Origin of the sequence: Paenibacillus residui (genome assembly GCF_042677205.1) — a bacterium.
Taxonomy (GTDB): Bacteria; Bacillota; Bacilli; order Paenibacillales; family NBRC-103111; genus Paenibacillus_L; species Paenibacillus_L residui.
On the sequence record NZ_JBHTIU010000081.1, the window covers coordinates 102,746 to 126,838 of the forward strand.

Sequence of the window (24,093 nt, forward strand, 5' to 3'; positions counted from 1 at the left end):
GTTCACAGTTTGACATTATACCTAACAATACGGGGCTTGACCAGTTATTTTTGTAAAATGGCCAGGCTCGCTGAGATTCCGATTGCCGTGGAGTAAATTCCTGCGATAATACATCAATTATGAAGCGAATGGAGGGGTTCGAATGAAAAGCCTGCGAAAATACAGGAATTTTCTTTCCAAATGGCTGAATCGCCTACTTCAAGAAGAAAAAGATGCACTATCGCAGGCTTTGACCCAATAACTGAAATGTAAACTCAAAAAGATGTATTTCTGCAGGCTTTGTGACAGCCGGACTCTACCTCCCCAATGCTAGAAAAAGCCGTTCTATCTCCCGGACGGAAATAGAACGGCCGCACAATCATTTCTTTTTATAAAATTCATGATAGAGCTTCATTAAAGCCCGCTTTTCAATTCTGGAAACATAAGAACGGGAGATACCCAATTCCTTGGCAATTTCCCGCTGAGTTCTCTCGTCGCCGCCCAGCTCCAGGCCAAAACGCCCTTTAATCACTTCCTGCTCCCGGTCATCCAGAATATCCAGATGATCGTATATTTTGCTTTTTTCAATTTTGAGCTGAACCCGTTCCGCCACCTCATCCGCCTCTGTCCCGAGAATATCGATCAGGGTAATTTCGTTGCCTTCCTTGTCCGTGCCTATCGGATCGTGCAACGATACGTCTTTTCTCGTCTTCTTGAGCGATCTTAGATGCATCAGGATCTCGTTTTCAATACAACGGGCGGCAAAGGTGGCCAGTTTCGTCCCTTTGTCCGGGGAGAAGCTCTCGATAGCTTTAATCAGGCCGATCGTACCAATGGAGATCAAATCCTCCAGATCTTCGCCGGTGTTATCAAATTTTTTGACGATGTGAGCGACCAAACGCAGGTTGTGTTCGATAAGCATGTTGCGGGAATGCTGGTCGCCCTGAGCCATTTGTTTCAGATGCCTCATTTCTTCCTCTTCGGTGAGCGGTTGGGGGAAAGCGTTGTTTTTGACATAAGAGACGAGAAGCATCAGTTCCTTGATGAATAAAGCAATAGCCGTAAATAGGCCCGGCACATCTGTCACCTCCTGAGCGTTAGCGAAACAAGCCTGCCTCCTTGGCGTTTGTTCGACGAATATTACATTGTATGTGGGCAAACGCCCAACCGTGCCTGTACGGTCGGGAAAAAAGCGGGATCTGACGGATGGGTTCTCCCAATCCGGGGGTTCCGAAATTTTCTTTTTCATACATAAGAGGAATTTTGAGGGGAATATAGAATACAAGTTAGTAACAACTATGGGTTTGACCGAGAGTTATGCTGCCGGTTATGTCTAGGCACAAAATATCTTGCAGAAAGGAGGGAAACTTAAGCTTTTTTCTTCATTTATGAAAACGCTTTATTAATCAAAAGACAGCTATTGAAACGCCTGCATATCTGCCTCAAATCAATTTGGAAAAAGGAGAGCTGGCGGATGTTAAAAAAATGGTCTCTCATCGGATTGATCTTTCTGATCGTTCAGACAAGCATAGTCGGATGGGCGGAAGCCCGGCCGGACGAAGCGAAGAAGCACGGGCAAACGCTCGCCTCGGAAACGATACGCCATTATACGGACAAGCAGGCTTATATTCCATGGAGCGCCCAGCCGCCCGTCATGGACGGCAGCCTCTCGGACCCGGCTTGGGCGAATGCCGCCGAGCTAAGCAATTTTGTTACGGTTTACGATAACCGTCCTGCCGAACCGGACACGGTTGTCAAAGTAACCTATGATGATACCCATCTGTATGCGGCCATTCAAACCGGGAGGGAGGAGGAACCGTCCCTGGCCCAGGTAGACCTGATGATCAAGCCCCCGGGTGACGGCGAAGCCTATTATATCGTCAATGTGAAGAACGGAACGCTGAATTTACCATATCGGACTCAATGGGGGGAAGGAGCCGTATCGGTATCGGGAGCGACCGTTCGCCAGCAAATGACGGACGGAGTGTTTACCGCAGAAATTTCGATTCCGTTCGCTTCTCTAGGCACAGGTCCGGTTCAAGCGGAGAAGCCATGGGGCTTCAATGCCGTCTTTGTGCACAAAATCAATACCAAACCGATGAGTTCATGGGTACAGATGCGCAACTCGTATTTTGCGGACACAGGCGCCGCAACGATTACTTTCGTCGGCAATGTTGCGGATCACGGCCGCTTCGGCCGCCTGTACTTCCTGCCCGCACCTGCAACCGATTCGTTGAAGAAGGGGCCCAAGCGGGAGAAATCCGTCTGGATTCCGGAACAAACCGAGTTTACTTACGAGGGTTATACCGACAAGCGATTTTCCTTCAAACGAAACGATATTCATATAAGTCAAAATACCGAAGTAACCCTGCGATGGGGGACGCCGTCGGGAGAATGGTCGGAGCTTGACCGTGTGCAGGTTGAACAGAACGGGGAGAGGTGGAGTATCGCCTTCAGCCATCCGGAAGCGAAGGAGGTAGGGCTGTACGGCCTGGAATTGATGGTGAAGCAGGGAAAGGCAGGAGAAGTCCGCACGGCCTTCATCATATTTGACCGGAAGGATTTGATCGATGCAGGAGACCGTCAGTATGCTGCTCTGAGGAAGGCGGAAGGTTCCCCGAAAATTCCCGTCCCTTGGTCGGCTCCTTCCGAGCAGGTACAGACGCTGTTGGAGCTGATCCCGGACAAAACCGGTTTTATTTTCACAGGGCTGCCGGATCATCCCGAGCTGAGACCCTACACTTTATATAACTGGGACCCGGAGCATCCGCACCAGATGACTTCCGCACATAGCGATCTCACCTATCCCAACGACCGATATAAAGAAGATAAAATAATGACCGCTCGCAACCGGAAAGGGGAGATAGTCGAGTATCCATATTATGAGGATGAGAACGGCAAAAAGTATTTTATTACGGCCCATCTATGGTACAAGCAAAAGGACTACACCGTCCAGCAAACCGCCGCGGTGGCCAAGCAGGACCCGCTGGGCGCGGCGCGGCTTTTATATCGTTTTGCCCAGGTGTATGAAGGCTATGTGCCGACCAATGACTACATGTGGCAGAACTATCCGCTGAATGCGGATTCCGGGCCTCCTTATGCTTATTGGGGCGGGGTCTGGTATCGCTGGTACACGGCCGATCTGAACAGCTTGAAGCCTCTTGTTCAGGCGTATGCGGATGTGAGCCGGACGGACGCCTTCGAACAATTGAGCCGCGAGGTCGGCGAAGACGTGGAGAAGAAAATTGTGGAAGGGATGTTCCTTCCGTCCATCGATTTTACCAGATCATATCCTGTGTTAAACCATAATATGGAATACAATAACTGGCTGGGAACGATCGAGCTGGGCAAAGCGCTCAACGATCCGAGCTATATTCATGAAGCGGTAGAGCTGGTGGAGAATTTCTCCATGGCAACTTATTTGTTTGACGGATTTTTCAAGGAAGTGACTTTCTCCTATCATAATCAATCCACCGGAGGCTTGGACCAAACGGTCCGTGCGCTTCAAGGCTGGACCGACCCGGCGGGCTATCTCTCGCCCAGAACCGGCCGCCGGCTGGAAAATCTGGACATGGGAAGCCGGTTCCCGGTGCTCGGCAAGGCTCAAGAGCTGCCCAACCTGATGGTTTATCCGGACGGCAAGTACTTCCCGATTATGGACACCTGGGCTAACCAGAAGGCCCCCGCACCGCAGCTTGACTCCGGCTCCCTGCTGCTTCCGGCATCCGGAATCGCCCGTTTGACCCGGGGAACTGGTAAGAGGGGAGAGACGGAATTTGGGTTGATCTATCCCTTCCCCGACATGACGGTGGAGGAACAGACGGTAGGTTATCAATACTTCGGCAGCAGCGGAACGATTCAATTGGAGGCGAATTCGCCGGGCGAGAGAATTGTGTTCTCCTTTGAGATTCCGTCGACCGATACTTATGAGATTGACTTGAAGCCTTTTAAAGCGGGCAGCTACGGACGCTATAACATTGCAATAGACGGGCAAACGCTTGCGGACAATTATAACTTCTACAGCAAGACATCCGGAGTTCAAGACTATGAGACTCTTGGAACGATGCGGTTGGAGGGAGGCGTTCATCGGATCAGCTTCGAGAATGTCGGCAAGGACGAACTCTCCACGAATTATAAAATGGGGGTCGTCCGGCTTGCCCTGCTGGACGAAGAAGCGCAGCAAGCCAGAGACGGACAGACCCGCGGGGAGCCGGAGGAGGATCCGAGCCAGCTTTATCTATCCTTCGTGCCCAAATACGGGCATAACCATTACGATCCGTTGAATCTCGTCTTCTATGGAGAAAATCAGGAGCTGCTCCCGGATATCGGCTATACGCACACCTTGTACCGGCAGTGGACGACCTCGACGATGGCCCATAACACGGTTGTCGTGGACAGCAAAGATATGAGCAAGACGGGGGAGGCCGTTCATGGGGGCCATATAGAGGTCTTCGCACCGGCGTCGGCGGGAATTCAGGTGATGAGGGCGCATCAGGAAACAGCCTATCCGCAGACGGACGAATACAGCCGGGAGCCCTGGATGATCCGCTTCCCGGGGACGGATGGCGGGGGATACATTCTGGATATCTTCCGGGTGTCGGGCGGAAACAGGCATGAATATACTCTGCAGGGGGATGCGAATCGGGACGGTCAATGGATCACGGACCTTGCGCTGGCCGATTACGGACCTTATTTGCTGCCGCCGGGGACGGAGGTCGTTGAGCCGGTAGGAGAGAATGATCCGGGAAGCGCCGAAGGGCATTACTACGGGTATATTTACGTTCGGGATGTCAAGCGTGCCGCTCTGCCCGATGGTCGGTTTGAAGTTACTCTAAAGACAAGCGAGAACGGTCAGGCCCGGGGGAATATGAAAATCATCGGCCGCGCAGATCCCGGGAGCAACGAGTTGTTTATCGGCCAATCGCCTTCTCTCCGCTCCACCCGGTTGTACGGAACCAGTCAAGACATTAACAGTGAAGCGGTGAAGCACTGGATGCCGAAGCTGGTGCTGAGAAGAGAAGGTAACCGGCTGAACAGCCATTTTGTTACGGTCATGGAGCCTTATGCATCCGGAGCGGCTGCTAGAATCTCAGCGGTCGAAAGGCTGACCCCGGACAGCTCTGCCGAAGGGGCAGTAGCGGTGGAGATTTCCTACGGAGATTATAAGGACATCATATTAAGCTCGCCCCGTTCCGAGGATTCTCTAGTCATCGGGGATATGATTTTGCAAGGAAAGATGGGAATTATTCGCTTGAAAAATGGCCAGGTGGAGGAGATGACCTTGATCGGCGGGACTTTGCTGCGGAAAGGAGAGGCTCAATTGACCGGTTCCGGCCCTGTAACAGGATCGGTGAGCGAGGTATGGCGGCAGGCCGACGGGCATCCTGTGGACGGTTTCCTCGTCGATATGGAAGTGCCGGATACGATGAAAGGAAGCTATATCGTCATTACTCATCCGGATCAATCCGCTCACGGCTACAAAATTAAAGAGCTTCAGCGGCAGAATGGACAAACCTTGATCCAAACCGACGGAATCGATCCCGGTTTTGCGATAGGTGCAGGCGGGCAGTCCGGGTTGAAATTTTACCCGTTTACTAGCTGGAGCGGACCCCATACCTTCCGAATTGAAAACATAGAGAGGCGTTAATAGGGAAATCAGCAGGGTGTTCCTCGTCGGGAGCGCCCTGCTGCATATTTTGTGTTTTTTTACAAGACTCTCCTCGCAAAATAATGTATGAGCAGTTTGGTTTTAACGGCCCCCAGAGGCCTTAATTACTCGAGAAGAGCCTTTTCGGTAACTTTAACGGACCCCAAAGACCTTATTACCCAAAAATGCACGCGAAAGTAGGAGAATTCAAAGCAATAAGCGCAACTGTTTCCGTTAGTCCGAAAAAAACTCCTATTTTGACGAAGTAAGGTCTCCCAGTTCCGTTACATTTTCGCTGTGGCTGGTTTCATGGATAGAATAAAGAATTCGGGGGGCGGGAGTTTCTGCGTTTGAATCCTCATTTTACAGGCATATACTAATGAAAAATGAATTCGCAGGAATTTACAACTGAAGGGGGAGTACGTTGATATACTTTGGAGTTTTCTTCATCCTGTTCGGGCTGCTGTCCGCCTGCTTTCCCAAGTCCGTGGCTATGTGGATCGGACCGGAATCGGAGCGGATAACGGCCAATGCGGGTTATTGGAAGTGGGGAAGGGTTTGGGGCGGCTTCTTTGCTTGCTTCGGTGCGATCATCCTGCTTCTCGGGTGAATGAGGCAAACAAGGCTTCTTCGTCTAAAATCCTCACAGGAATGGAAAGGCTCACAACTCCGCGGGAATTGCGAGCCTTATTCTTATGATAATGTTGGCATTAGGAAAGGGCCGGATCCGGTCTGCCTAGGAATTTCCAGAAAGTTCCACCCGATAAATCCTCCACGTCCCTGCGGATTTCATCCTCTTCTAACCGCCAGCCGGCGTCGAACAGGTCCCCGTACTTATCGCACAGCACCTTGGCGATGATGGTTCGGGAGTGATCCCACTTGTATAGAAGCTGATCCAGAATGCGGCAGTCGGAATGCTGAGGAATAACACTGCCGCCCAGCAATTCCAGACGCATGCGGGTAATTTCTTCTATCAGGCTCGGGTTGTTCAGGAACCACCAGCAGCCGAATACGAGAAGGTTGCGGTTCTTCCTGGCCGTTACCGCCAGCTCGTGCTGATTCTCCCGGGACAGCATAGTAACGAGAAACTTGTTGTCCGGATATCGGCTGACTATTCGTTCCACAGCCCCGATATCGCTCTTGCCCACACTGTCACCGGCGTCTCTGAGGGCCGGATTGACTTTGCGCTTCACTCCTATCATCATGGCGAAAGGAATGCCTGCTTCGCGGGTAACGGGAATGATGCACTCATCGATAATCGTTCCCCGGACCGAAGCCTCGGGATAAGCGAAATCGGACGGGAGCGAGACCGCCATATACAACGGATCCATCCGCTTGATCCAATCCTTGAGGAAACGGCGGATTTCCGCCAGAGTTTGCTCGTTCAAGTCTTCCGTAACGTTATATCCCTGATCCTTGAGCTTGCTCCAGCTCGTATCCCACAGGTTAAGCAGAGGATCGATTCTTAAAGCTGCCTGGAAGCGGGAATCCTGGCGGATGCCTCTATCCCATTGAGCCCGCTCGTAGTCATCGAAAGGATCGTTCGTCATGACGACGGTCTTCACTTTGGCCAATTCCATAATCCGGTTAATATGCTCCTCCGCCGTTACCGAACGGAAATAGGCGCGATATTCATTCAGATCCCGCTTGGACAAGTCAAATCCGAGCCTGTTCAATACGGTGACGACGCCGCGGCATGCTTCGCTATAAGGGGAATGTTCGATAAATAGGGTCTGCCAAATAAGGTCGGCTTGCTCTTGTTTGGTCATGCTCCAGAATTGCTCATAAGGCAAATCCGGGCGGAACCTCATGGTCTCGGCAATTAAATAATGATATGTAAGCAGCTCGTCGATTCCCCACAGCAGCAAATCGCCGAAGGATTCCGCAAAGAGATGGGTATGAATGTCGGTGACCGGACAATGGGCTACCGTTTCTTTCACGAAGTCGTTCAACTGTTCTTTGGTCCGTATAGTCATATGTCATTCCTCCTTCACAATACTTCCTATTATATCATTTTTCGTAGAATAGGCGTATGACTCATTTACGATCTAATAGCGTCTGCATACGATATTGTAATATGCTGAGGAATACCATTTCCCCTATCATCAGGGAGAAAGACAGAGGTAGCTGTCCATGAAACGGGAAGCGGAAACGATTCTAATTCTTATCCTGTTTATTTTGCTGGTGATCCTGCTCGTTGTGTTCTTATAAAAATCTCTCGCAAACGAAAACCGGCCTGCTGCGGGCCGGTTTTTCGTTTGCGTGCCATTAAAATCCTTTGTATTGAGGTTCTTCATTCTCCAACTGCTGAACGCGGTTCGCCAGTTGATCAATCACTTGTTGGGTTGTTTTCGAAGCATTTTCAAATAATGTTTTAGCTTCCTGATTTTGCGTGTTCAGAGCGAATTGCTCCAGACTGGCTTGAGCGCTCTTTAAGGATGCGACGCAAGTTTTTACTTGAGAAGATACGGTCACAGGCTGCACCTCCCTGCAATAGTTTAAAAAACCCTCCATTAATATTTGCTGTCCGCGGCAAAAACATACCCTGACCAAAATTCATAAGCAGAGAAGGTTTGGCAAATAATTTAAGCAGAGCATTTTAGGTGAAATGATGATTAGAGTCCAGGGAGGTTATTGGGTATGAATGTCAAAGCTAAAAAGAAATTTACACCGACGATGCAGGAATACCAGGCTTTGGCTAAGCATAAAGAGCCGCCGCGCCCCATTCTGAGAAATTGTATCCTTGCTTTTGTGGTGGGAGGGTTAATCTGTGTTATAGGACAGGCCCTTATGTTCATGTTTCAGATTTATTTCGGTTTTCCCAAGGAAGAGGCGGGGAACCCGACCGTGGCTGTTTTGATTTTTATATCCGTAGTGCTAACCTGTCTGGGAGTGTATGACAAAATAGCCCAGTGGGCGGGAGCCGGAACAGCCGTACCGGTAACCGGATTTGCCAACTCGATGTGTTCTGCCGCCCTGGAGCATCGAAGCGAGGGAATTGTGCTGGGAGTAGGCGGAAATATGTTCAAGCTGGCCGGATCGGTCATCGTATTCGGGACCGTGGCCGCCTTCGTTATTGGCTTGCTAAGGCTGTTGTTCCTGGGGACGGGAGGAGGATCCTAGTGAGAATTTTGCGCGGCTACCAGAGCTGGGCCTTCGAGAATAAGCCGGTGATCCTTTCGACGGCTACCGTTGTAGGTCCGGAGGAGGGCAACGGGCCTCTCGGTGACGATTTCGATATCGTTCACGGCGATATGACGCTGCAGGAGAAAACATGGGAGAAAGCGGAGCGCAAGTTAATGGAGGAAGCCACGAAGCTGGCGATCGAGAATGCAAAGACGACTAAAGAGAAAATCAATTTCTATGTAGGCGGCGATCTGATGAATCAGATCATTAGCAACTCCTTCGCCGCACGAACCTTGTCCGTCCCTTATTTAGGCGTGTTCGGGGCATGCTCCACCTCGATGGAAAGCCTTGCCCTTGCCGCCATGATCGTTAATACGGGAGGCGCTAATTATGCCCTGGCGGGAACCTGCAGCCATAACTGTACGGTGGAGAAGCAATTTCGTTATCCGACCGAATATGGGTCGCAGAAGCCGCCAACCGCTCAATATACCATTACCGGTGCCGGAGCCGCCGTCGTTGCCGCTAAAGGGGAGGGGCCGATCATTACCCGGGCAACGATTGGACGCGTGGTCGATATGGGCATCAAGGATCCCTTCAATATGGGGGCGGCCATGGCTCCTGCCGCAGTGGACACGCTGCAGGCCCATTTTCGCGATTTCCGTATTGAACCGGGCTATTATGATTTGATCGTTACCGGGGATTTGGCCAAGGTAGGTCACGCCATCGCCAGCGAGCTGCTGGAGAAGCACAAGATCCCTATGCAGCAGACCACCTTCATGGATTGCGGGCTGATGATCTATGATCTGGACAAGCAGCCGGTTCAGGCCGGAGGCAGCGGCTGCGGCTGCTCCGCCGTCGTCACATACGGCCATTTAATGAAAAAAATGCGCAACGGCGAAATCAACAGAATGCTTGTCGTTGCGACTGGAGCGTTGTTATCGCCGTTATCCTACCAGCAAGGCGAAAGCATTCCATGCATCGCGCACGCTGTCGCTATTGAGAGCGGAAGGAGGGAATAGCGATGTTTATGCAATATGTTTGGGCATTTGTAGTGGGGGGCGCCATCTGCGTGGTGGGTCAGCTGCTGCTTGACGTCGCCAAGCTGACGCCGGCCCATACGATGAGCGCGCTGGTTGTTGCCGGGGCCGTTCTGGATGGGCTGGGCCTGTACGAGCCGCTGATTAAGTTCGCCGGTGCCGGGGCGACCGTTCCGATCACAAGCTTCGGAAACTCGCTCGTTCACGGCGCCATCAGGGAAATCGAAACGAACGGCTGGGTCGGTATTATTACCGGTATTTTTGAAGTTACCAGTGCCGGTATATCGGCGGCGATCATCTTTTCCTTTTTGGCCGCTCTGGTCTGCCGCCCCAGAGGCTAGATGGTAAATATAGGAACTTTATGAGCAGACCCTCCCGGCGAGTATCGCCCGGGCAGGGTCTTTTTTTGAAATAATAAGTATAAGTTTCATCTTATACCTGTTCTTATATTTCATCGGTAAACGCGCCTGTCCGAAAGGACGGCGATAACGTATAACCTTGCCGTGTGACCGATGACTCGCCATTCTGTTCCGGGATTATGATAAGCTAACCTAATATGGAAGTCGGGTCTTTTGAAGTATACTTAGCCTGTTAAATCTTGTACAATAAAAGGGAGACTGCCTTAGAGGCAGATGATGCCGGTCCAGGAATGAAGCAAGAAGGAGGAGTGTCCATGGAGAGCATCCCGAAGGAAGAGATGCAGCTTATTCTGCAATTGCGAACGAATCTGGAATCTTGCATTTTTGGTAAAGAGAAAGAAATCAATCTGTTGCTTACCGCTCTGCTGGCCGAAGGCCATGTACTGCTCGAGGATGTTCCGGGGACCGGAAAGACAGTGCTGATTAAAGCGCTTGCAAGATCCATTCAAGGGCAATATCGCCGGATCCAATGCAACCCCGATTTACTTCCCACCGATATTACGGGCGTATCTATTTTCCATCCGAAAGAAGAATCTTTCATATTTCGTCCAGGCCCTGTAATGACCAACATCCTGCTGATAGACGAAATCAATCGGGCCACGACCAAGACACAGTCGGCACTGCTGGAGGCTATGGAAGAGAGGCATGTGACCGTAGACGGAGAATGCTACGAGCTGCCGAGACCATTCCTGCTGCTGGCTACGCAGAATCCGATTGATTTCGAAGGCACGTATAATTTGCCTGAAGCGCAGCTGGACCGTTTCATGATGAAATTCAGCCTTGGCTATCCGAGCCAGGATACGGAATTACAGATGATTACCGCACAGAGCAGAAGTCATCCGCTCGAGGATCTGCAGCCTGTGGCTACGACCGAACAGATTATCGGTTTGCAGAACCTGGTTCGTCAGATCCATATGGACGAAGCTGTCGCTCAATATGCTGTCCAACTGGTCCGCCTGACCAGAGAGCAGCCGGCCATATACCTGGGAGCCAGCCCCAGAGCGACTCTGTCCCTGGTCCATGCGGCCAAGGCATATGCTTTCATACAAGGAAGAGATTATGTCATCCCTGACGATATTAAAGAACTGACCCCTTATGTGCTTGGACACCGCATTATTCTTCAGTCCGAAGCGAGAATGGAGGGAGCGACCATCTTATCGGTGCTGGAAACGGTATTTCGGCAGGTGAGAGTACCGGTGCGATTGGAGAAGTGATCCAATGAACGAATACTACAGCAATATCGGGTCGAAATTCGCCAGCTTTCCAATCCGCTTGGGTATTGTTCTCGCCGTTTTTATATGTTCGTTATTTTTTCTCCTGTTTCAGGGCGGCAAGCTGGCCTTTATGCTGTTTATCATCGTTTTTATCCTGACGGTCTACCTGATTATGGGCAGATGGAGCGGAATTAAGAAGACGACGGGAAGCCGTACTCTGCTTATGGAACAAGACGGCAAGCTCGTGGCGGGGACTTCCGTTACCATTCATCTTCAAGTGCAAATACCCGGCTTCTGGCCGATTCCGTATGTGTTTATTAAAGACCGGATTAGCCGCAAGAACGGCGGAGATCAGCGGTTTGAAGCATCGCTGGTTCCGGATTGGGGCAGGAGGGGAGTTGTGGAGTACAGGACAGCGCCTCTTCGCCGCGGGGTTTATCAATTTGGAACGACGGAGTGCTCTACCGAGGATATTTTTGGAATCTTCCAGCATACGGGAGTCATTCATCTTCCTTACAGCTTCAAAGTCTATCCGAAAATAGTCGCGATCAAGGAATGGAGCCAGCTCCACTTCATGTTCAGAGGCAATCATTTTCATTCCATGACGACCCGGGCGGTCCGGGAAACGACACAGATCAACGGTGTCCGGGAGTATAACTACGGGGACCGGTTATCCCGTATTCACTGGAATGCGACAGCCAAGACAGGGACGCTCAAATCGAAGGAGTTTGAGAAGGAATCTCTTCCGAAGACGATCATAATTTTGGATTGTCATCCCGATCATTATTCCTCCTCCGATCAGTTTGAGCTGGCTGTGTCGGTAGCCGCTTCGTTATTGGATTATGCCTCCAGGAACGGACTATTGGCCGGCCTGTTGACTCATCAGTACATTCCGCCGGGACATCCGTCCGCAGGACATAATCCGATGCTCGATCATTTGGTTGAAGTGGAGGCCAATGCTCCCCGTTCCCTTCAGCAGGTCATTCACGAACATTCCATCCACTTGCCGGCGGGGACATTCGCCTTGGTCATTTCGCCCTTGCAGGGAGAACCGATGGCTCAAAGTCTTGGCTGGATGAAGCTCCGTCAGTTGAATCCGTGTCATCTTTGTATTAGTGGAGAAGGCCGGGGAACCGGAGATAACTGGATGAAGCTTCTGAAGGCAAAAGGTATATTGGGTTATTCGGTTCATACCCTGCAGGAGCTTCCCTATGTGTTAGGGGGAAATGTGCGATGAGACAGGGACAAAATCGGTTCATCACACTTCTGCTGAACGATTGGGCGCATAGACTGACTGTGCTTCTGTCCGGGATTTTCCTGCTGCAATTCGTCATCTGGCTGGCTCAGGAGGAATATGTATGGCTTCCGGAGACGGTCCTCTATATTAAAACCACACTTGTCATTGTCGGTGTGCTGGAAATCCTTCTATACAGGGCGGGCGGCTACCGTTTTTGGCTGCAGGCGGCCGCGGTGGCTATCTATACCTATGTCGCTGTCGATTATACCCCTGCAGCTATCAGGGAGCCCTCCTTTCAGGAACAGCTGTGGGATTTTCTCGGCCATCCCCATCCTTTTATCTGGTTCACCTTAGGCACCTGGATTATATATATTACAACGATATACTGGGTTCAGGTACGGTGGCGGATCTATTTGTTAATGTTTATAAGCATCATGGCGATGGCCGTCCGCGATTCGTTTAGCCAAATCTATTTATGGAAACAAGTAGCGGTAGTTATAGCGTGCGGCCTGTGCTTATTGATTATCCGTCATTTTATTGAACTAAGGCGGAGGAACCCGATTGGCTGGGCTTACCTGGCGGATTATCCGGCCACCGTCGGAATTCCGATTGTGCTGCTGCTGGTGTTCACTATCGTCCCGGGAGTGTTCGCGCCCAACGTCAGCAATATCCTGACGGATCCTTACACACTGTGGAAAAATTGGAAGGGCGAGCAGGTTTCCTTCAATGGTAAAGGCTTCAGCTCAATCTTGAACGACCTGGATGCCTCCTCCGGATATGGCAGGAACGACGATCAATTGGGAGGCGGCTTTAATTTCGATTACAGCCCGATCATGACCGTGGAAACGACTCATCGAAGCTACTGGCGAGGGGAAGTTCGTTCCGTATATACCGGAAGCGGCTGGGAACAGAGCGCTGCGGAGAAGCTCGGGCCGTCCTCCGAGGTTCGTCCCTCCCGGACGCTGCGAAGCTACCCGCGTTTCAAGGATTCCTTGACTGAAACGGTGGAAGTGAGGCAGACCGTCACGATGCTTAGAGAGGATACCTATCCGGTTCTGTTCGGGGCATATGCCATACAGCAGGCGGATGAAGTGATGGCCGAGCCGGGTTTTGAGCGGCTGCTATGGATGGAACGATCCTCCGAGCTTCGTTGGACAGAGAGGCCCTCCCGGCCTTATCCCACGACTTATACTCTTGTATCCCAAGTCCCAATTGTCCGGGAGGGAGAGCTTCGCAATGCGCACCGGCCGGTGAACCCCGGAGAGATGGCGGAATACTTGCAGCTTCCGGATTCCGTGCCGGACCGTGTCCGCGGACTGGCCCAGGAGATCACGAAAGACGAAGCAACGCCTTATGACCAGGTTAAAGCTATTGAGCGTTACCTGCAGACGAATTTCAAATATACGAACAATCCCAACTCTAACGGTTCGGATTCGATGGATTTCGTCGATCGGTTTTTATTTGAAATACAGGAAGGCTACTGTGATTATTTCTCGTCTGCGATGGTGGTCATGACCCGCTCAATAGGGATGCCTGCCCGTTGGGTGAAAGGTTTTGCGCCGGGGAGTCTTTCCTTTGACGAAAATATTGGCTTGAATCCATACGAAGAGATGGATCCGAATGGAGCCGGCTTATACACGGTTCGCAACTCAGACGCGCATTCGTGGGTGGAGGTTTATTTTGAAGGCTATGGCTGGATTCCATTCGAGCCGACTGCCGGTTTCGCCCTGCCCGTTCTTGCGCAGCCCTCCGGCGAAGACAATCCTCAGCCCGAACTTGACGAGGCTCCGGAATCGTTGCCCGAATCAGAGGATGTACCAGCTGACGGGCCGTTCGGCAACCGCGGGACGCAGGTGCTGATTGGATGGATAGCGGCCGCCGGTCTCCTGCTTGCAGCCGCAGCCGTGGGAATGACCCGCTGGGGAAGGACCCGAATCCGGCGGATCGTATTCAGGGAACTGCCCGCATCGGGCTTGCGGCAGCAGATTATCGTTGAATACAACCGGTTTATCCGGCATGCCAAGCGCAAGGGACGGCGCGCACATGATTATGAAACGGCGCGGGAGACGATTCAGCGTTGGGCGAATCAGCAGGTGTGGGCATCCGGTGATATGCTGAAGCTGTTGGGGTTGTTCGAGAAGGCCAAATACAGCGGGTCGCCGATTACCCGGGAGGAGTACGAACAAACCGTTGCACTCGTCAAGAAATTAAAGGAAATCGTTTAATTCATCCGAATAGGCCCAGGTACTTTCTGGAGCAATCCAAAGGGGATAATGATTACACAATTCCCGGGATTGCTCCTTTTCCGGGTCGCCAGATAATATAATCCAATTTGGAGATGATGATGGGTTAGAGTAACAAATATTCCGACCCATATGCAAAAAAAATCTTCGGAAGAAAAAGGTTTTAGTATACAATAATATACTGTAGGAAAAGTCATTAAAGGGGGAAACCGTATGAATCATCCGGAAGAGTCTATAGAGTCACATGCCCGGCTGACAGCCATTAAACTTGTCAAGCGAGCGTTTTTCATCTTGCTTGGGGCCGGTTTTGTGTCGGTCGGGCTGGAAATGTTCCTGGTACCAAACAAGATTATTGATGGGGGCATTACTGGCATATCGATCATTACTTCACATCTCACCAATTTGCCTGTAGGGATTTTTCTACTGCTGTTCAATCTCCCGTTTTTGTACATAGGGTATAAAAAAATAGGAAAAACGTTTGCCATCTCCACTTTGTTTGCGGTTATTCTCATGTCGGTGGGAACCTTCCTGCTGCACAATTCCGATCCGTTCACGGACGATCCGCTGCTCGCTTCCGTATTCGGGGGCATTATTGTGGGCGTGGGTGTAGGAATGGTCATCCGGGCCGGAGGATCTTTGGACGGGACGGAAATTATTGCTATTCTGTTCAATGAGAAAAGCCCGTTCTCCGTAGGCGAAATTGTTATGTTCTTCAATATTTTCATTCTGGGCAGTGCGGGCTTCGTATTTGGCTGGAATCAGGCGATGTATTCTTTGATTGCTTATTTTATTGCTTTCAAAATGATCGATATCGTCATCGAAGGCTTCGATGAATCGAAGGCGGTATGGATCATCAGCGACAAATACGAGCAAATCGGCAAGGCACTGCTGAACCGTTTGGGCCGCGGAGTTACCTATTTGAACGGAGAAGGCGGGTTCAGCGGGGAGGATAAGAAAGTCGTCTTCTGCATCATCACCCGACTGGAAGAAGCAAAATTAAAATCAATTGTCGAGGAGTGGGATTCCAACGCTTTCTTGGCGATTGGCAACATTCACGATGTTCAGGGCGGGCAGTTCAAGAAGAAAGACATCCATTAAGGGCGGCGGCCTATTCGCCGTTATCCGCCCGGACCGGCTCTATTGGTCTTAATGAGGAATATGTTCAAAATCGGGGGCGGGGATTTCCGCATCCATCCATACCGGCTTGCGGTCCAAGTCGTCGGATGCGGCCTTTTCCCTATTTTTTAAATCCTCAATCCAGTAACGGATTAGATCATTCATCGCCACGGGGGCTTTCGTCGGAATTTGGTGTCGGACCCCTTTAACAAAGAATAACCGTGAATTAGGCAGCTTATGATGAAGCATTGAAGCATAGCGGAAGAAGCTTTTATCCTTGGTTCCATAAATCAACAGGACAGGGGCGTGAATCGTCTGCAGCCACTCGGTGCAATTGTACTTCAGACTGTATCGGTAGTAATTCATCCAGTCCTGAACAGAGCCTTCGCGCGCGGTTCTGGATAAATTGCGAAAAGTAAGCAGACTGTCCGAATTGCCGGCACATACCGAGGCATTCATGACCGGTTTGGCCTTGAACCGGGTTAGCCATTGCCCTAACCGAATTTTGCTGCGGAGCTTCCAATCGCTTACCTCGGACATGGCGCTGATCAGAATTCCGCCCATAATTCTTTCCGGATAAGTCAGCATGGCCTCCAATACGATGGAGCCTCCGGTAGAATACCCGCATAGGTAGGCTTTTTTTATTTTAAGCTCATCCATCAGCTGCTTAATATCTTCCACGATCAGAGTATAGTCGAGCGGTACTCGCGACGGCTCGCTTTTTCCATGGCCGCGGATGTCGAAGGTGACGACCTGATAATCGTTGGATAAATCCGCTTTCTGATAATTAAAGTTGGCGCTCGTCAGAAGAGGAGGATGGATGAAGAGGATAGGATCTCCCTTCCCGGAAACATGAAAGTGCATCTTGTTCCCGTTGATGGTTCGGATCGGCACAACTATTCAGCTCCTTGCATTTCAGATTTAATATTAAAATGCCCAATCCCGGCTTAGTTCCTCTAAAGTCTTTTTTGCAAAAAAGCCGAATTATGGTATAGTTTTTCTGTATCGATAAGGGAAAAAACTGGGGTGAACCGGTTGTTAAACAAATTAATTCCCAGGCGCCAGGTTAATTCGATCTATGACCTTGCCCTGGACGAACTGTGGAACGAAGGAATACGCGGCATTATTACGGATTTGGATAATACGCTGGTCGGAGCCAGAGTTCCTCTAGCCACTCCCGAGCTGGTGAAGTGGCTGGACTACTTGCAATCCCTCGGGTTTAAAGTCGTCATCGTATCTAATAATAACGAAACGAGAGTATCTACATTCGCCAAGCCGCTGAATGTCCCCTATATTCATAACGCATGCAAGCCGTCGGTCCAATCGTTCAGCAAGGCGATGGAATGGATGGGGCTCAAGCCGGAGCAAATAGCTGTTCTGGGGGATCAGATGCTTACGGATGTGCTGGGCGGCAACCGGATGGGGCTGTACACGATTCTGGTTCAGCCTATCTCTTTGGTCGATGAAGGGTTTTTTACCCGCATTAACCGAAGACTGGAGAAGGCGGCCAGAGCTTTAATGAAAAAATAAAGCTGCTTGATTGAAATGCTTTAATATAAGTAATTGGATCAATCATCGGGTGCTGCATAATTCGTGGCGATGGAAATCCAAACCTGGCAACGTAAATCAAATGTAAAGAACTTTGACTATACACGACACTACATTCAGGAGGAACCTATGGAAGAAGATTTGCTGCAATGCGAAGGCTGCGGGATAGAGCTTCAGACAGATGACCCGTCCAGGTTGGGATATGTCCCCGAGCAGGCCTTATTGAAGGTGCCGGTTATTTGCCAGCGCTGCTATCGCATTAAGCACTATAATGAAATATCATCCGTCACTCCGAATCAGGATGATTTCCTGAAGATGCTTTCCCATGTTGGAGAGACGAACAGCCTTGTGATCCACATCGTTGATTTGTTTGATTTTGAGGGAAGCCTGATCAGCGGGCTCCAGCGTTTTGTCGGAAATAATCCCATACTGCTTGTGGTCAATAAAATGGACTTGCTTCCGAAGGTGACGAATTGGAACCGGATTTTGAACTGGATTCGCAAGCAGGCGAAGGAGAGCGGATTGAAGGTCGTCGACGTCGTTCTTTGCAGCGCCAAGAAAAATATCGGATTCGACCGGCTGCTGGAGAAGCTGGGAGAGTACCGTAAAGGGCGCGATGTTTATGTAGTGGGGGCGACGAATGCGGGGAAATCGACGCTCATTAACCGTCTCATCCGGGATTACAGCGATCTGGAGTCGGAGTTGACCACCTCGCAGTATCCGGGGACGACTCTTGATCTGGTCCGCATCCCTCTGGATGACGGGAAGTCGATCATCGATACCCCGGGAATCGTCTACAGCTATCGGCTGACGGAATTGGTGCCCAAGCCGGTTCTGCCGGTCCTGCTGCCGGATAAGACCATTAAACCGGCCGTTTATCAATTGAACGAGAAGCAGACATTGTTTATCGGCGGCTTTGCCCGCTTCGATTTTGCCAAAGGTCCGCGCCAGTCCTTTACCTGCTTCTTTTCGAACTCGCTGCCGGTTCATCGGACGAAGCTGGAGCGGGCGGATGAGCTGTATAACAATCATAGAGGAGAGCTTCTGAAGCCTCCGACCAAGGAACAACTGGAGCAGATCCCGCCTCTGGCCAAGCATCCGGTTTCCATCCGCAAGGGCCAGCAATCCGACGTTCTGATTTCCGGTTTGGGATGGATCAAGATCAACAGCCCGGAAGGTGCGGAACTGGTCATTCACGCTCCCAAGGGCGTTAAAATTGTGGTACGAGACAGTTTAATATAGAACATAATGGGAGGAGAAATCTTCATGTCAGCCGTTGTCGGGACAGGAGGAATCGATACGGCCACCGTCATGTACGGGGTATTCGGCGATCCGGTAGCCCATTCCAAATCGCCGCTCATGCTGAACCGGGCCTTCGAAGTGGCTGGAATCAACGCGGCTTATGCCGCTTTTCACATCCGGCCCGGAACTTTGCAGGATGCGGTCCGAGGAATACGGGCACTAGGCTTCCGCGGGGTTAATGTCACTATTCCCCATAAATTGGAAGTGATCGATTATTTGGATGAAATTGACGAGCATGCGCGGGCCATCGGAGCGGTTAATACGATTGTCAACGCCGAGGGGAAGTTAAAGGGCTATAATACGGATGGAATCGGTTATGTTCGGTCATTGAAAGAGGAAGCGGGATTCGATATACAGGGGAAAACCGTCATCCTGCTGGGGGCAGGCGGCGCGGCCCGGGGAATTGGTTACGCCCTGGCCAAGGAAGGGGCTTCACGGATTATCGTTGCCAACCGGACCGTCTCCAAGGCGGAGGAATTGGCGTCCTATCTGGACGGATTTACCCGGTCGGAAGGCATCGGCCTGGACGCGGTAAAATCGCGGATTCATGAGGCTGAGCTTCTTGTCCATACTACAAAGGTCGGGATGCATCCGAAAGTGGAGGATATTCCGATCGAACCGGAGCTCATTCACCCGGGGCTTCTCGTCAGCGATATTGTGTACAATCCTTTGGAGACCCGGCTGTTAAGGGAAGCCAAAGCGAGAGGCGCATCGGTTCATGGCGGGCTTGGAATGTTCATTTATCAAGGAGCCTACGCTTTTGAATATTGGACTGGACAACCTGCCCCGGTAGAAGCTATGCGCGCGGTTGTCCAACGGTCGCTCTCTCCGGAATGATCTTGAGGCTAAACGAAATTGAGTCTGATTTCTATGGCTAAACTATAAGAATTGAGGAAAACGTATATGTTGACAGGTAAACAAAAGAGATATTTACGCTCTCTGGCACACCATCTGAATCCTATTTTCCAAGTAGGCAAAGGCGGTGTCAACGATCACTTGATCACTCACATTCAGGAGGCGCTGGAAGCCAGGGAATTGATCAAAGTGACGATTCTGAACAACTGTTTGGAGGACCGGGAGGAGGTCGCCCGCGAGCTGGCGGAACAATCGGGTGCGGAGCTCGTTCAGAAGATCGGAAAAATCGTGGTCCTGTATAAAGAATCGAAGGAAAACAAGTCCATCGAGCTGGAATAATAAATTCGGAACAGGAAGAGCTGTTCGGATGTAATGATTTACTTTTTTCATGGGATGGGGTGGAGATGTGTTAATCGGAATCATGGGGGGAACTTTCGATCCCATTCATACCGGCCATTTGGTCGCCGCGGAGACGGCGCTTGAGGAAGCGGGGCTGGACGAGGTCTGGTTCATGCCTGCCAATATCCCTCCCCATAAGCCTAATACTCCATTGGCTTCACCGGATCAGCGATTGGAAATGGTCAGTCTTGCGATCGATTCTCATCCTTCTTATAGAGCCGTGGATGTGGAATTAACCAGAGGCGGAACGTCCTATACGTACGATACGGTTACGAGGCTGCAGCAGCTTTATCCCGATCATCGTTTCCATTATATTATCGGCGCGGATATGGTAATGTATCTGCCCAAGTGGCATCAAATTGAGAAGCTCTCCGAAATGGTAACGTTCCTTGGGGTCGGGCGCCCGGGCTTTGATATCGACCTAGAAGCGCTGCCGTCCCATTTGCGCAGCCGAATCAAGCTGATGACTATGCCGGCTATGGAGATTTCCTCCACCGACATACGCGAGCGCATACGGAACGGACGCTCTATTCGCTATAGAGTTCCGGAATCAGTCCGACTATATATCGAAAGGAGTGGTATTTATGGATCGTGAACGACTGATCGACCTTGTACGGGAGCAGATGCCGGAGCAAAGATGGCTGCATACTCAGGGGGTTATGGAGACCTCGGTCGTGCTGGCCGGCCGATTCGGCGCGGATCCGGTCAAAGCGGATTTGGCTGCGCTTCTCCACGATTATTGTAAATACTGGCCGATTGAGCAGCAGAGGAAGGTCATTGAGCAGGCCGGGCTTGCTGACGATCTTCTCCAATATGACAAACCTCTGTGGCATGCACCGGCGGGGGCCTGGGTGGCTGAACAAGAGCTTGGCATTAACGATAAGGAAATCCTGGATGCGATCCGTTACCATACGTCCGGCCGTCCCGGTATGACCCTGTTGGACAAAATTGTTTGTTTGGCCGATTACATTGAGCCGGGAAGGGATTTTCCGGGTGTAGAACAAATAAGGTCATTGGCTGAATTGAGCCTGGAGAGAGCACTGATTGCGGGCTTCGATTCAACGATTTCCTTCTTGCTGCAGAAGGGACAGAAGGTTTATCCTATGACCATCATGGCCCGAAACTCGCTGATTGACGAGCTGGTTCAGCGGTCAGGTTAAAGTAGGCCCTTTTTTACCACATTAGAAAGTTTAAGTTCATTAAAGCATTAAAATGGAACAAATTTTCTAATTGGCATAAAAAGCTACCTTTAAAACCGGGTTATTCGTCTTCGAAGAGGCTTCGTTAGAAGCTTTTTTTATAAATATTACGCATACTAATTTCGGGGGTACGGCGGCAGATTTTCAGAAGTCCCGGCTTAGCGAAGGATCGATCCGCCACCGTATTTCCGGGCGTTGGGAGGTCATAAATCGAATGAATGAACAAATGCTGTCAATGGTTATCCAGGCGGCCGAGGATAAAAAAGCGTACGATCCGGTCGTTTTGGATTTGCGCGGAATATCGTTGATCGCCGATTATTTTGTAATTTGCCATGGAAATTCGGAAACCCAGGTCCAGGCGATTGTCACCTCCATCCGCAAAAAAGCGGATGAACAAAAATGGACGGTACGCGGAGTAGAAGGGTTGGATAACGCCCGGTGGGTGCTTATCGATCTGGGGGATATCGTCGTTCATGTGTTCCATAGGGAAGACAGGGAGTATTACAACATTGAGCGGATCTGGTCCGACGCGAAAGTTGTGGAGACCGTATGAATCTGCAGGCGGGAACGGTCGTTAAGCTGCAAGTAGCCAGGGAAGTTTCCCCTTACGGCTTCTTTCTGACAGACGGCAGCCGGGATATCCTTCTACACTACACGGAGAAGGAAGGCAATATCGAACCGGGGCAGATGGTAGAAGTGTTCCTGTATTACGATACCGAGGATCGTCTGGCGGCTACAATGAAGAAGCCGCTCCTCCGGCTTGGAGAGGTCGCCCTGCTCGAAGTGGCCGATGCGCATCCGAGATTCGGGCTGTTTCTGGATATGGGGATCGGCAGACAGCTTCTGCTTCCCTATCGCGAGCTTCCGGAGCTGAAGGAGCTGCGCCCGCAGGTGGGTGATCGGGTGTTTGTAACTATGGCCCACGACCGGCAAGGCCGTCTTATGGCCAAACTGGCCGGGGAGAAGGAGCTGTCGCCGCTGGCTGTCCGGGCACCGGAATCGTGGAAGAATGAATGGATGACGGCAAGGGTTTATAAGCCTTTGCAAATGGGAACCTTCGTCATAGTAGAGGGCGGGGTGCTCGGATTCGGGGTTATCGGGCTTATTCATTCCAAGGAAAGAACCCGTCTGCTTAGAGTGGGAGAATCCGTGGAGGTACGGGTCATTCATGTCCGGGAGGATGGCCGGGTTAATCTGTCCATGCGCCTGCCGAAAGAGCAAAGCCGTACGGAAGACGCTGACGTTATTCTTGCCTATTTGCAAGAGAGGCCTAACGGGGCGATGCCTTATTCGGATCAGACCCCCGCGGATATTATCAGCTCGAAATTCAGCATGAGCAAGGCCGCCTTCAAGAGAGCGCTGGGCAAGCTGATGAAGGACGGGCTTATCGTGCAGCAGGAAAACTGGACCTATTTGAAGGATAAGGCCCCTAAATAGCTCGCCGGTTCAGAAGTTCCGAGTCCAAGGATTACGCAACACTAAGACTTGGGGTTTATGGAGGATTTTGGGCGAGCGGAATACTCCCTATAGAGCATTGAACGATAAAATGGAGTAGTGTATGGTCCGGCTTTGGAAGGAGAGGGGAAGGCCTTGGCTTATGAACAATTCGCATATTATTATGATCGGCTGATGGAGGACATGCCTTACGCGGATTGGCTTCGCTTTGCGAAGCAGTGCTGGGAACGCTACGGCACTCCGGTTACGGTCGTCGATCTCGGATGCGGTACCGGCAATTTGGCTATTCCGTTGGCCCGGCAAGGGTTTCATGTGACCGGGATCGACTTGTCGGAGGACATGCTGGCTATTGCAAGAAGCAAAAGCGAAACACTCTACGGAACGGAAGGCTCTCTTCGCTGGGTCCAACAGGACATGCGGGAATGGGAGCTGCCGGAAGCGGTGGATGCCGTTATTTCTTTCTGTGACTGTTTGAATTATTTGCTTGAACCTGAAAGCCTTGAGGAAGCCTTCCGGCAAACCTGCCAAGGGCTGAATCCGGGAGGTTTGTTCCTGTTTGACGTGCATACCCCTTATCAGCTGCAAAATTATGCGGAGCATCAGCCTTTTGTGCTGGATGAAGAGGATATAGCCTATATCTGGACCTGTCATCTGGACGAAGAGCTTTGTGAGCTGGAGCATGAGCTCTCCATCTTTGTCCGTGAAGAAACGGCAGGCGGTCCGGCCGGACGCCGTTACGTGAGGGTGGACGAAACCCATGTACAAAGGGCTTATCCGCTGGAGCAGATAATGCAATTACTTGGCAAATCCGGCTTTTCCACGGTAGAATGCTATGCTGATTTTACATGGGATAAAGTTACCCCGGAGACGGAGAGAGCCTTTTTTGTTGCCCGTAAATAAGTAGGTGGGGCCTGTCCGCACTCCCGCTCCCTTGACAGAACACATAGTTTTCATTATAATTTCTTCATAATATTGGCTATGAAGAGGAGTAGTAGCATTGCAGAGCGTTTAGCAGAGAGCCGGAGAACAGGTGGAAGCCGGCAGCGCGAACAGCGAACTCGCCTCGGAGCTTGAAGGGTGAAGGTGCAGCGGTTATTGGCAGATGAAAGCCAAGTTATTAACCGGGCAAGCTAGCCCGACCGTCTAATCCCGCGTTAAGGGCTTCGAGTGAACGGAGTGCTGTGACGCTCTGTTAATTAGGGTGGTACCACGGGAACAAACCTCTCGTCCCTAGCGTAATGCTGGCGATGGAGGTTTTTTTTAGTTTCGGGGATCCCCGCGAAAATTGTAAAAATATAAGAAATTATAAGTTTCACC

22 protein-coding genes and 1 other annotated feature are annotated in these 24,093 nt (G+C 51.0%); of the genes, 18 read left to right on the plus strand and 4 right to left on the minus strand.

The genetic code is table 11. From position 1 onward, the window contains the following. Window positions 1-358: 358 nt before the first annotated feature. Complete coding sequence (sigK, locus tag ACFQ03_RS20180) at window positions 359-1,057, minus strand: RNA polymerase sporulation sigma factor SigK (protein ID WP_144939298.1); 699 nt, start codon at window positions 1,055-1,057, stop codon at window positions 359-361. 396 nt (window positions 1,058-1,453) lie between these two features. On the opposite strand from sigK, the gene ACFQ03_RS20185 reads away from it, so the two are divergent. Together ACFQ03_RS20185 and ACFQ03_RS20190 are read left to right on the plus strand one after the other, a co-directional pair. Continuing rightward, window positions 1,454-5,626: a heparinase II/III domain-containing protein gene (locus tag ACFQ03_RS20185; RefSeq protein WP_379290495.1), complete on the plus strand. Its 4,173-nt coding sequence runs from the start codon at window positions 1,454-1,456 to the stop codon at window positions 5,624-5,626. 424 nt (window positions 5,627-6,050) lie between these two features. Beyond that, window positions 6,051-6,236 carry a hypothetical protein gene (locus tag ACFQ03_RS20190; RefSeq protein WP_144939302.1) on the plus strand — a complete coding sequence of 62 codons (186 nt, stop codon included), beginning with the start codon at window positions 6,051-6,053 and terminating at the stop codon, window positions 6,234-6,236. A 100-nt stretch (window positions 6,237-6,336) separates the two neighbouring features. Here ACFQ03_RS20190 and ACFQ03_RS20195 read toward each other — a convergent pair whose 3' ends face one another. Further along, the gene (locus tag ACFQ03_RS20195; RefSeq protein ID WP_379290497.1) at window positions 6,337-7,602 is read right to left on the minus strand and encodes a glucuronate isomerase; all 1,266 of its coding nucleotides are present in this window, start codon (window positions 7,600-7,602) and stop codon (window positions 6,337-6,339) included. Window positions 7,603-7,894: 292 nt separating this feature from the next. Then, window positions 7,895-8,101, minus strand: coding sequence for a DUF1657 domain-containing protein (locus ACFQ03_RS20200; protein ID WP_144939306.1), 207 nt, complete (start codon window positions 8,099-8,101; stop codon window positions 7,895-7,897). 165 nt (window positions 8,102-8,266) lie between these two features. On the opposite strand from ACFQ03_RS20200, the gene spoVAC reads away from it, so the two are divergent. From spoVAC to ACFQ03_RS20235, 7 genes are all read left to right on the plus strand, one after another. Further along, a complete protein-coding gene (gene spoVAC / locus ACFQ03_RS20205; RefSeq protein WP_379290500.1) occupies window positions 8,267-8,749 on the plus strand; it encodes a stage V sporulation protein AC in 483 nt (160 codons plus the stop codon). 5 nt (window positions 8,750-8,754) lie between these two features. Beyond that, the gene (spoVAD, locus tag ACFQ03_RS20210; protein ID WP_379290566.1) at window positions 8,755-9,771 is read left to right on the plus strand and encodes a stage V sporulation protein AD; all 1,017 of its coding nucleotides are present in this window, start codon (window positions 8,755-8,757) and stop codon (window positions 9,769-9,771) included. Between the two features lie 8 nt (window positions 9,772-9,779). Continuing rightward, window positions 9,780-10,130: a stage V sporulation protein AE gene (gene spoVAE / locus ACFQ03_RS20215; protein WP_379290568.1), complete on the plus strand. Its 351-nt coding sequence runs from the start codon at window positions 9,780-9,782 to the stop codon at window positions 10,128-10,130. Window positions 10,131-10,462: 332 nt separating this feature from the next. Beyond that, window positions 10,463-11,422, plus strand: a complete 960-nt coding sequence (locus ACFQ03_RS20220) for an AAA family ATPase (protein WP_144939310.1) — start codon at window positions 10,463-10,465, stop codon at window positions 11,420-11,422. 4 nt (window positions 11,423-11,426) lie between these two features. Further along, window positions 11,427-12,659, plus strand: a complete 1,233-nt coding sequence (locus ACFQ03_RS20225; protein WP_379290502.1) for a DUF58 domain-containing protein — start codon at window positions 11,427-11,429, stop codon at window positions 12,657-12,659. Then, window positions 12,656-14,884 carry a transglutaminase TgpA family protein gene (locus ACFQ03_RS20230; protein WP_379290504.1) on the plus strand — a complete coding sequence of 743 codons (2,229 nt, stop codon included), beginning with the start codon at window positions 12,656-12,658 and terminating at the stop codon, window positions 14,882-14,884. Before ACFQ03_RS20225 ends, ACFQ03_RS20230 begins: the two co-directional genes overlap by 4 nt. Before the next feature lie 231 nt (window positions 14,885-15,115). Further along, window positions 15,116-16,000: a YitT family protein gene (locus ACFQ03_RS20235; RefSeq protein WP_144939317.1), complete on the plus strand. Its 885-nt coding sequence runs from the start codon at window positions 15,116-15,118 to the stop codon at window positions 15,998-16,000. 48 nt (window positions 16,001-16,048) lie between these two features. Here the strand turns inward: ACFQ03_RS20235 and ACFQ03_RS20240 are convergent, their stop codons facing one another. Next, window positions 16,049-16,912 carry an alpha/beta fold hydrolase gene (locus ACFQ03_RS20240; protein ID WP_379290507.1) on the minus strand — a complete coding sequence of 288 codons (864 nt, stop codon included), beginning with the start codon at window positions 16,910-16,912 and terminating at the stop codon, window positions 16,049-16,051. Window positions 16,913-17,053: 141 nt separating this feature from the next. Between ACFQ03_RS20240 and ACFQ03_RS20245 the strand changes: the two genes are divergently transcribed. The 9 genes from ACFQ03_RS20245 to ACFQ03_RS20285 all read left to right on the plus strand — a co-directional run bounded on the left by ACFQ03_RS20245 (window position 17,054) and on the right by ACFQ03_RS20285 (window position 23,676). Continuing rightward, the gene (locus ACFQ03_RS20245; RefSeq protein WP_379290570.1) at window positions 17,054-17,548 is read left to right on the plus strand and encodes a YqeG family HAD IIIA-type phosphatase; all 495 of its coding nucleotides are present in this window, start codon (window positions 17,054-17,056) and stop codon (window positions 17,546-17,548) included. A 147-nt stretch (window positions 17,549-17,695) separates the two neighbouring features. Then, window positions 17,696-18,808 carry a ribosome biogenesis GTPase YqeH gene (gene yqeH / locus ACFQ03_RS20250; RefSeq protein ID WP_379290509.1) on the plus strand — a complete coding sequence of 371 codons (1,113 nt, stop codon included), beginning with the start codon at window positions 17,696-17,698 and terminating at the stop codon, window positions 18,806-18,808. A 24-nt stretch (window positions 18,809-18,832) separates the two neighbouring features. Beyond that, window positions 18,833-19,705: a shikimate dehydrogenase gene (locus ACFQ03_RS20255; RefSeq protein WP_379290511.1), complete on the plus strand. Its 873-nt coding sequence runs from the start codon at window positions 18,833-18,835 to the stop codon at window positions 19,703-19,705. A gap of 66 nt (window positions 19,706-19,771) precedes the next feature. After that, entirely contained in the window at window positions 19,772-20,062 is a 291-nt protein-coding gene (gene yhbY, locus ACFQ03_RS20260; protein WP_144939325.1) for a ribosome assembly RNA-binding protein YhbY, read from the plus strand. Between the two features lie 67 nt (window positions 20,063-20,129). Beyond that, complete coding sequence (locus tag ACFQ03_RS20265) at window positions 20,130-20,717, plus strand: nicotinate-nucleotide adenylyltransferase (RefSeq protein ID WP_379290514.1); 588 nt, start codon at window positions 20,130-20,132, stop codon at window positions 20,715-20,717. Continuing rightward, complete coding sequence (gene yqeK / locus ACFQ03_RS20270; RefSeq protein WP_379290516.1) at window positions 20,707-21,282, plus strand: bis(5'-nucleosyl)-tetraphosphatase (symmetrical) YqeK; 576 nt, start codon at window positions 20,707-20,709, stop codon at window positions 21,280-21,282. Before ACFQ03_RS20265 ends, yqeK begins: the two co-directional genes overlap by 11 nt. A 253-nt stretch (window positions 21,283-21,535) precedes the next feature. Next, a complete protein-coding gene (gene rsfS / locus ACFQ03_RS20275; RefSeq protein WP_144939331.1) occupies window positions 21,536-21,874 on the plus strand; it encodes a ribosome silencing factor in 339 nt (112 codons plus the stop codon). Continuing rightward, complete coding sequence (locus ACFQ03_RS20280) at window positions 21,871-22,758, plus strand: CvfB family protein (protein ID WP_379290519.1); 888 nt, start codon at window positions 21,871-21,873, stop codon at window positions 22,756-22,758. Before rsfS ends, ACFQ03_RS20280 begins: the two co-directional genes overlap by 4 nt. Before the next feature lie 192 nt (window positions 22,759-22,950). Further along, window positions 22,951-23,676 (plus strand): class I SAM-dependent DNA methyltransferase, encoded by a 726-nt coding sequence (locus tag ACFQ03_RS20285; protein ID WP_379290572.1) that lies wholly within the window; start codon window positions 22,951-22,953, stop codon window positions 23,674-23,676. Between the two features lie 69 nt (window positions 23,677-23,745). Continuing rightward, window positions 23,746-24,011, plus strand: a binding site (T-box leader). Window positions 24,012-24,093: the final 82 nt, after the last annotated feature.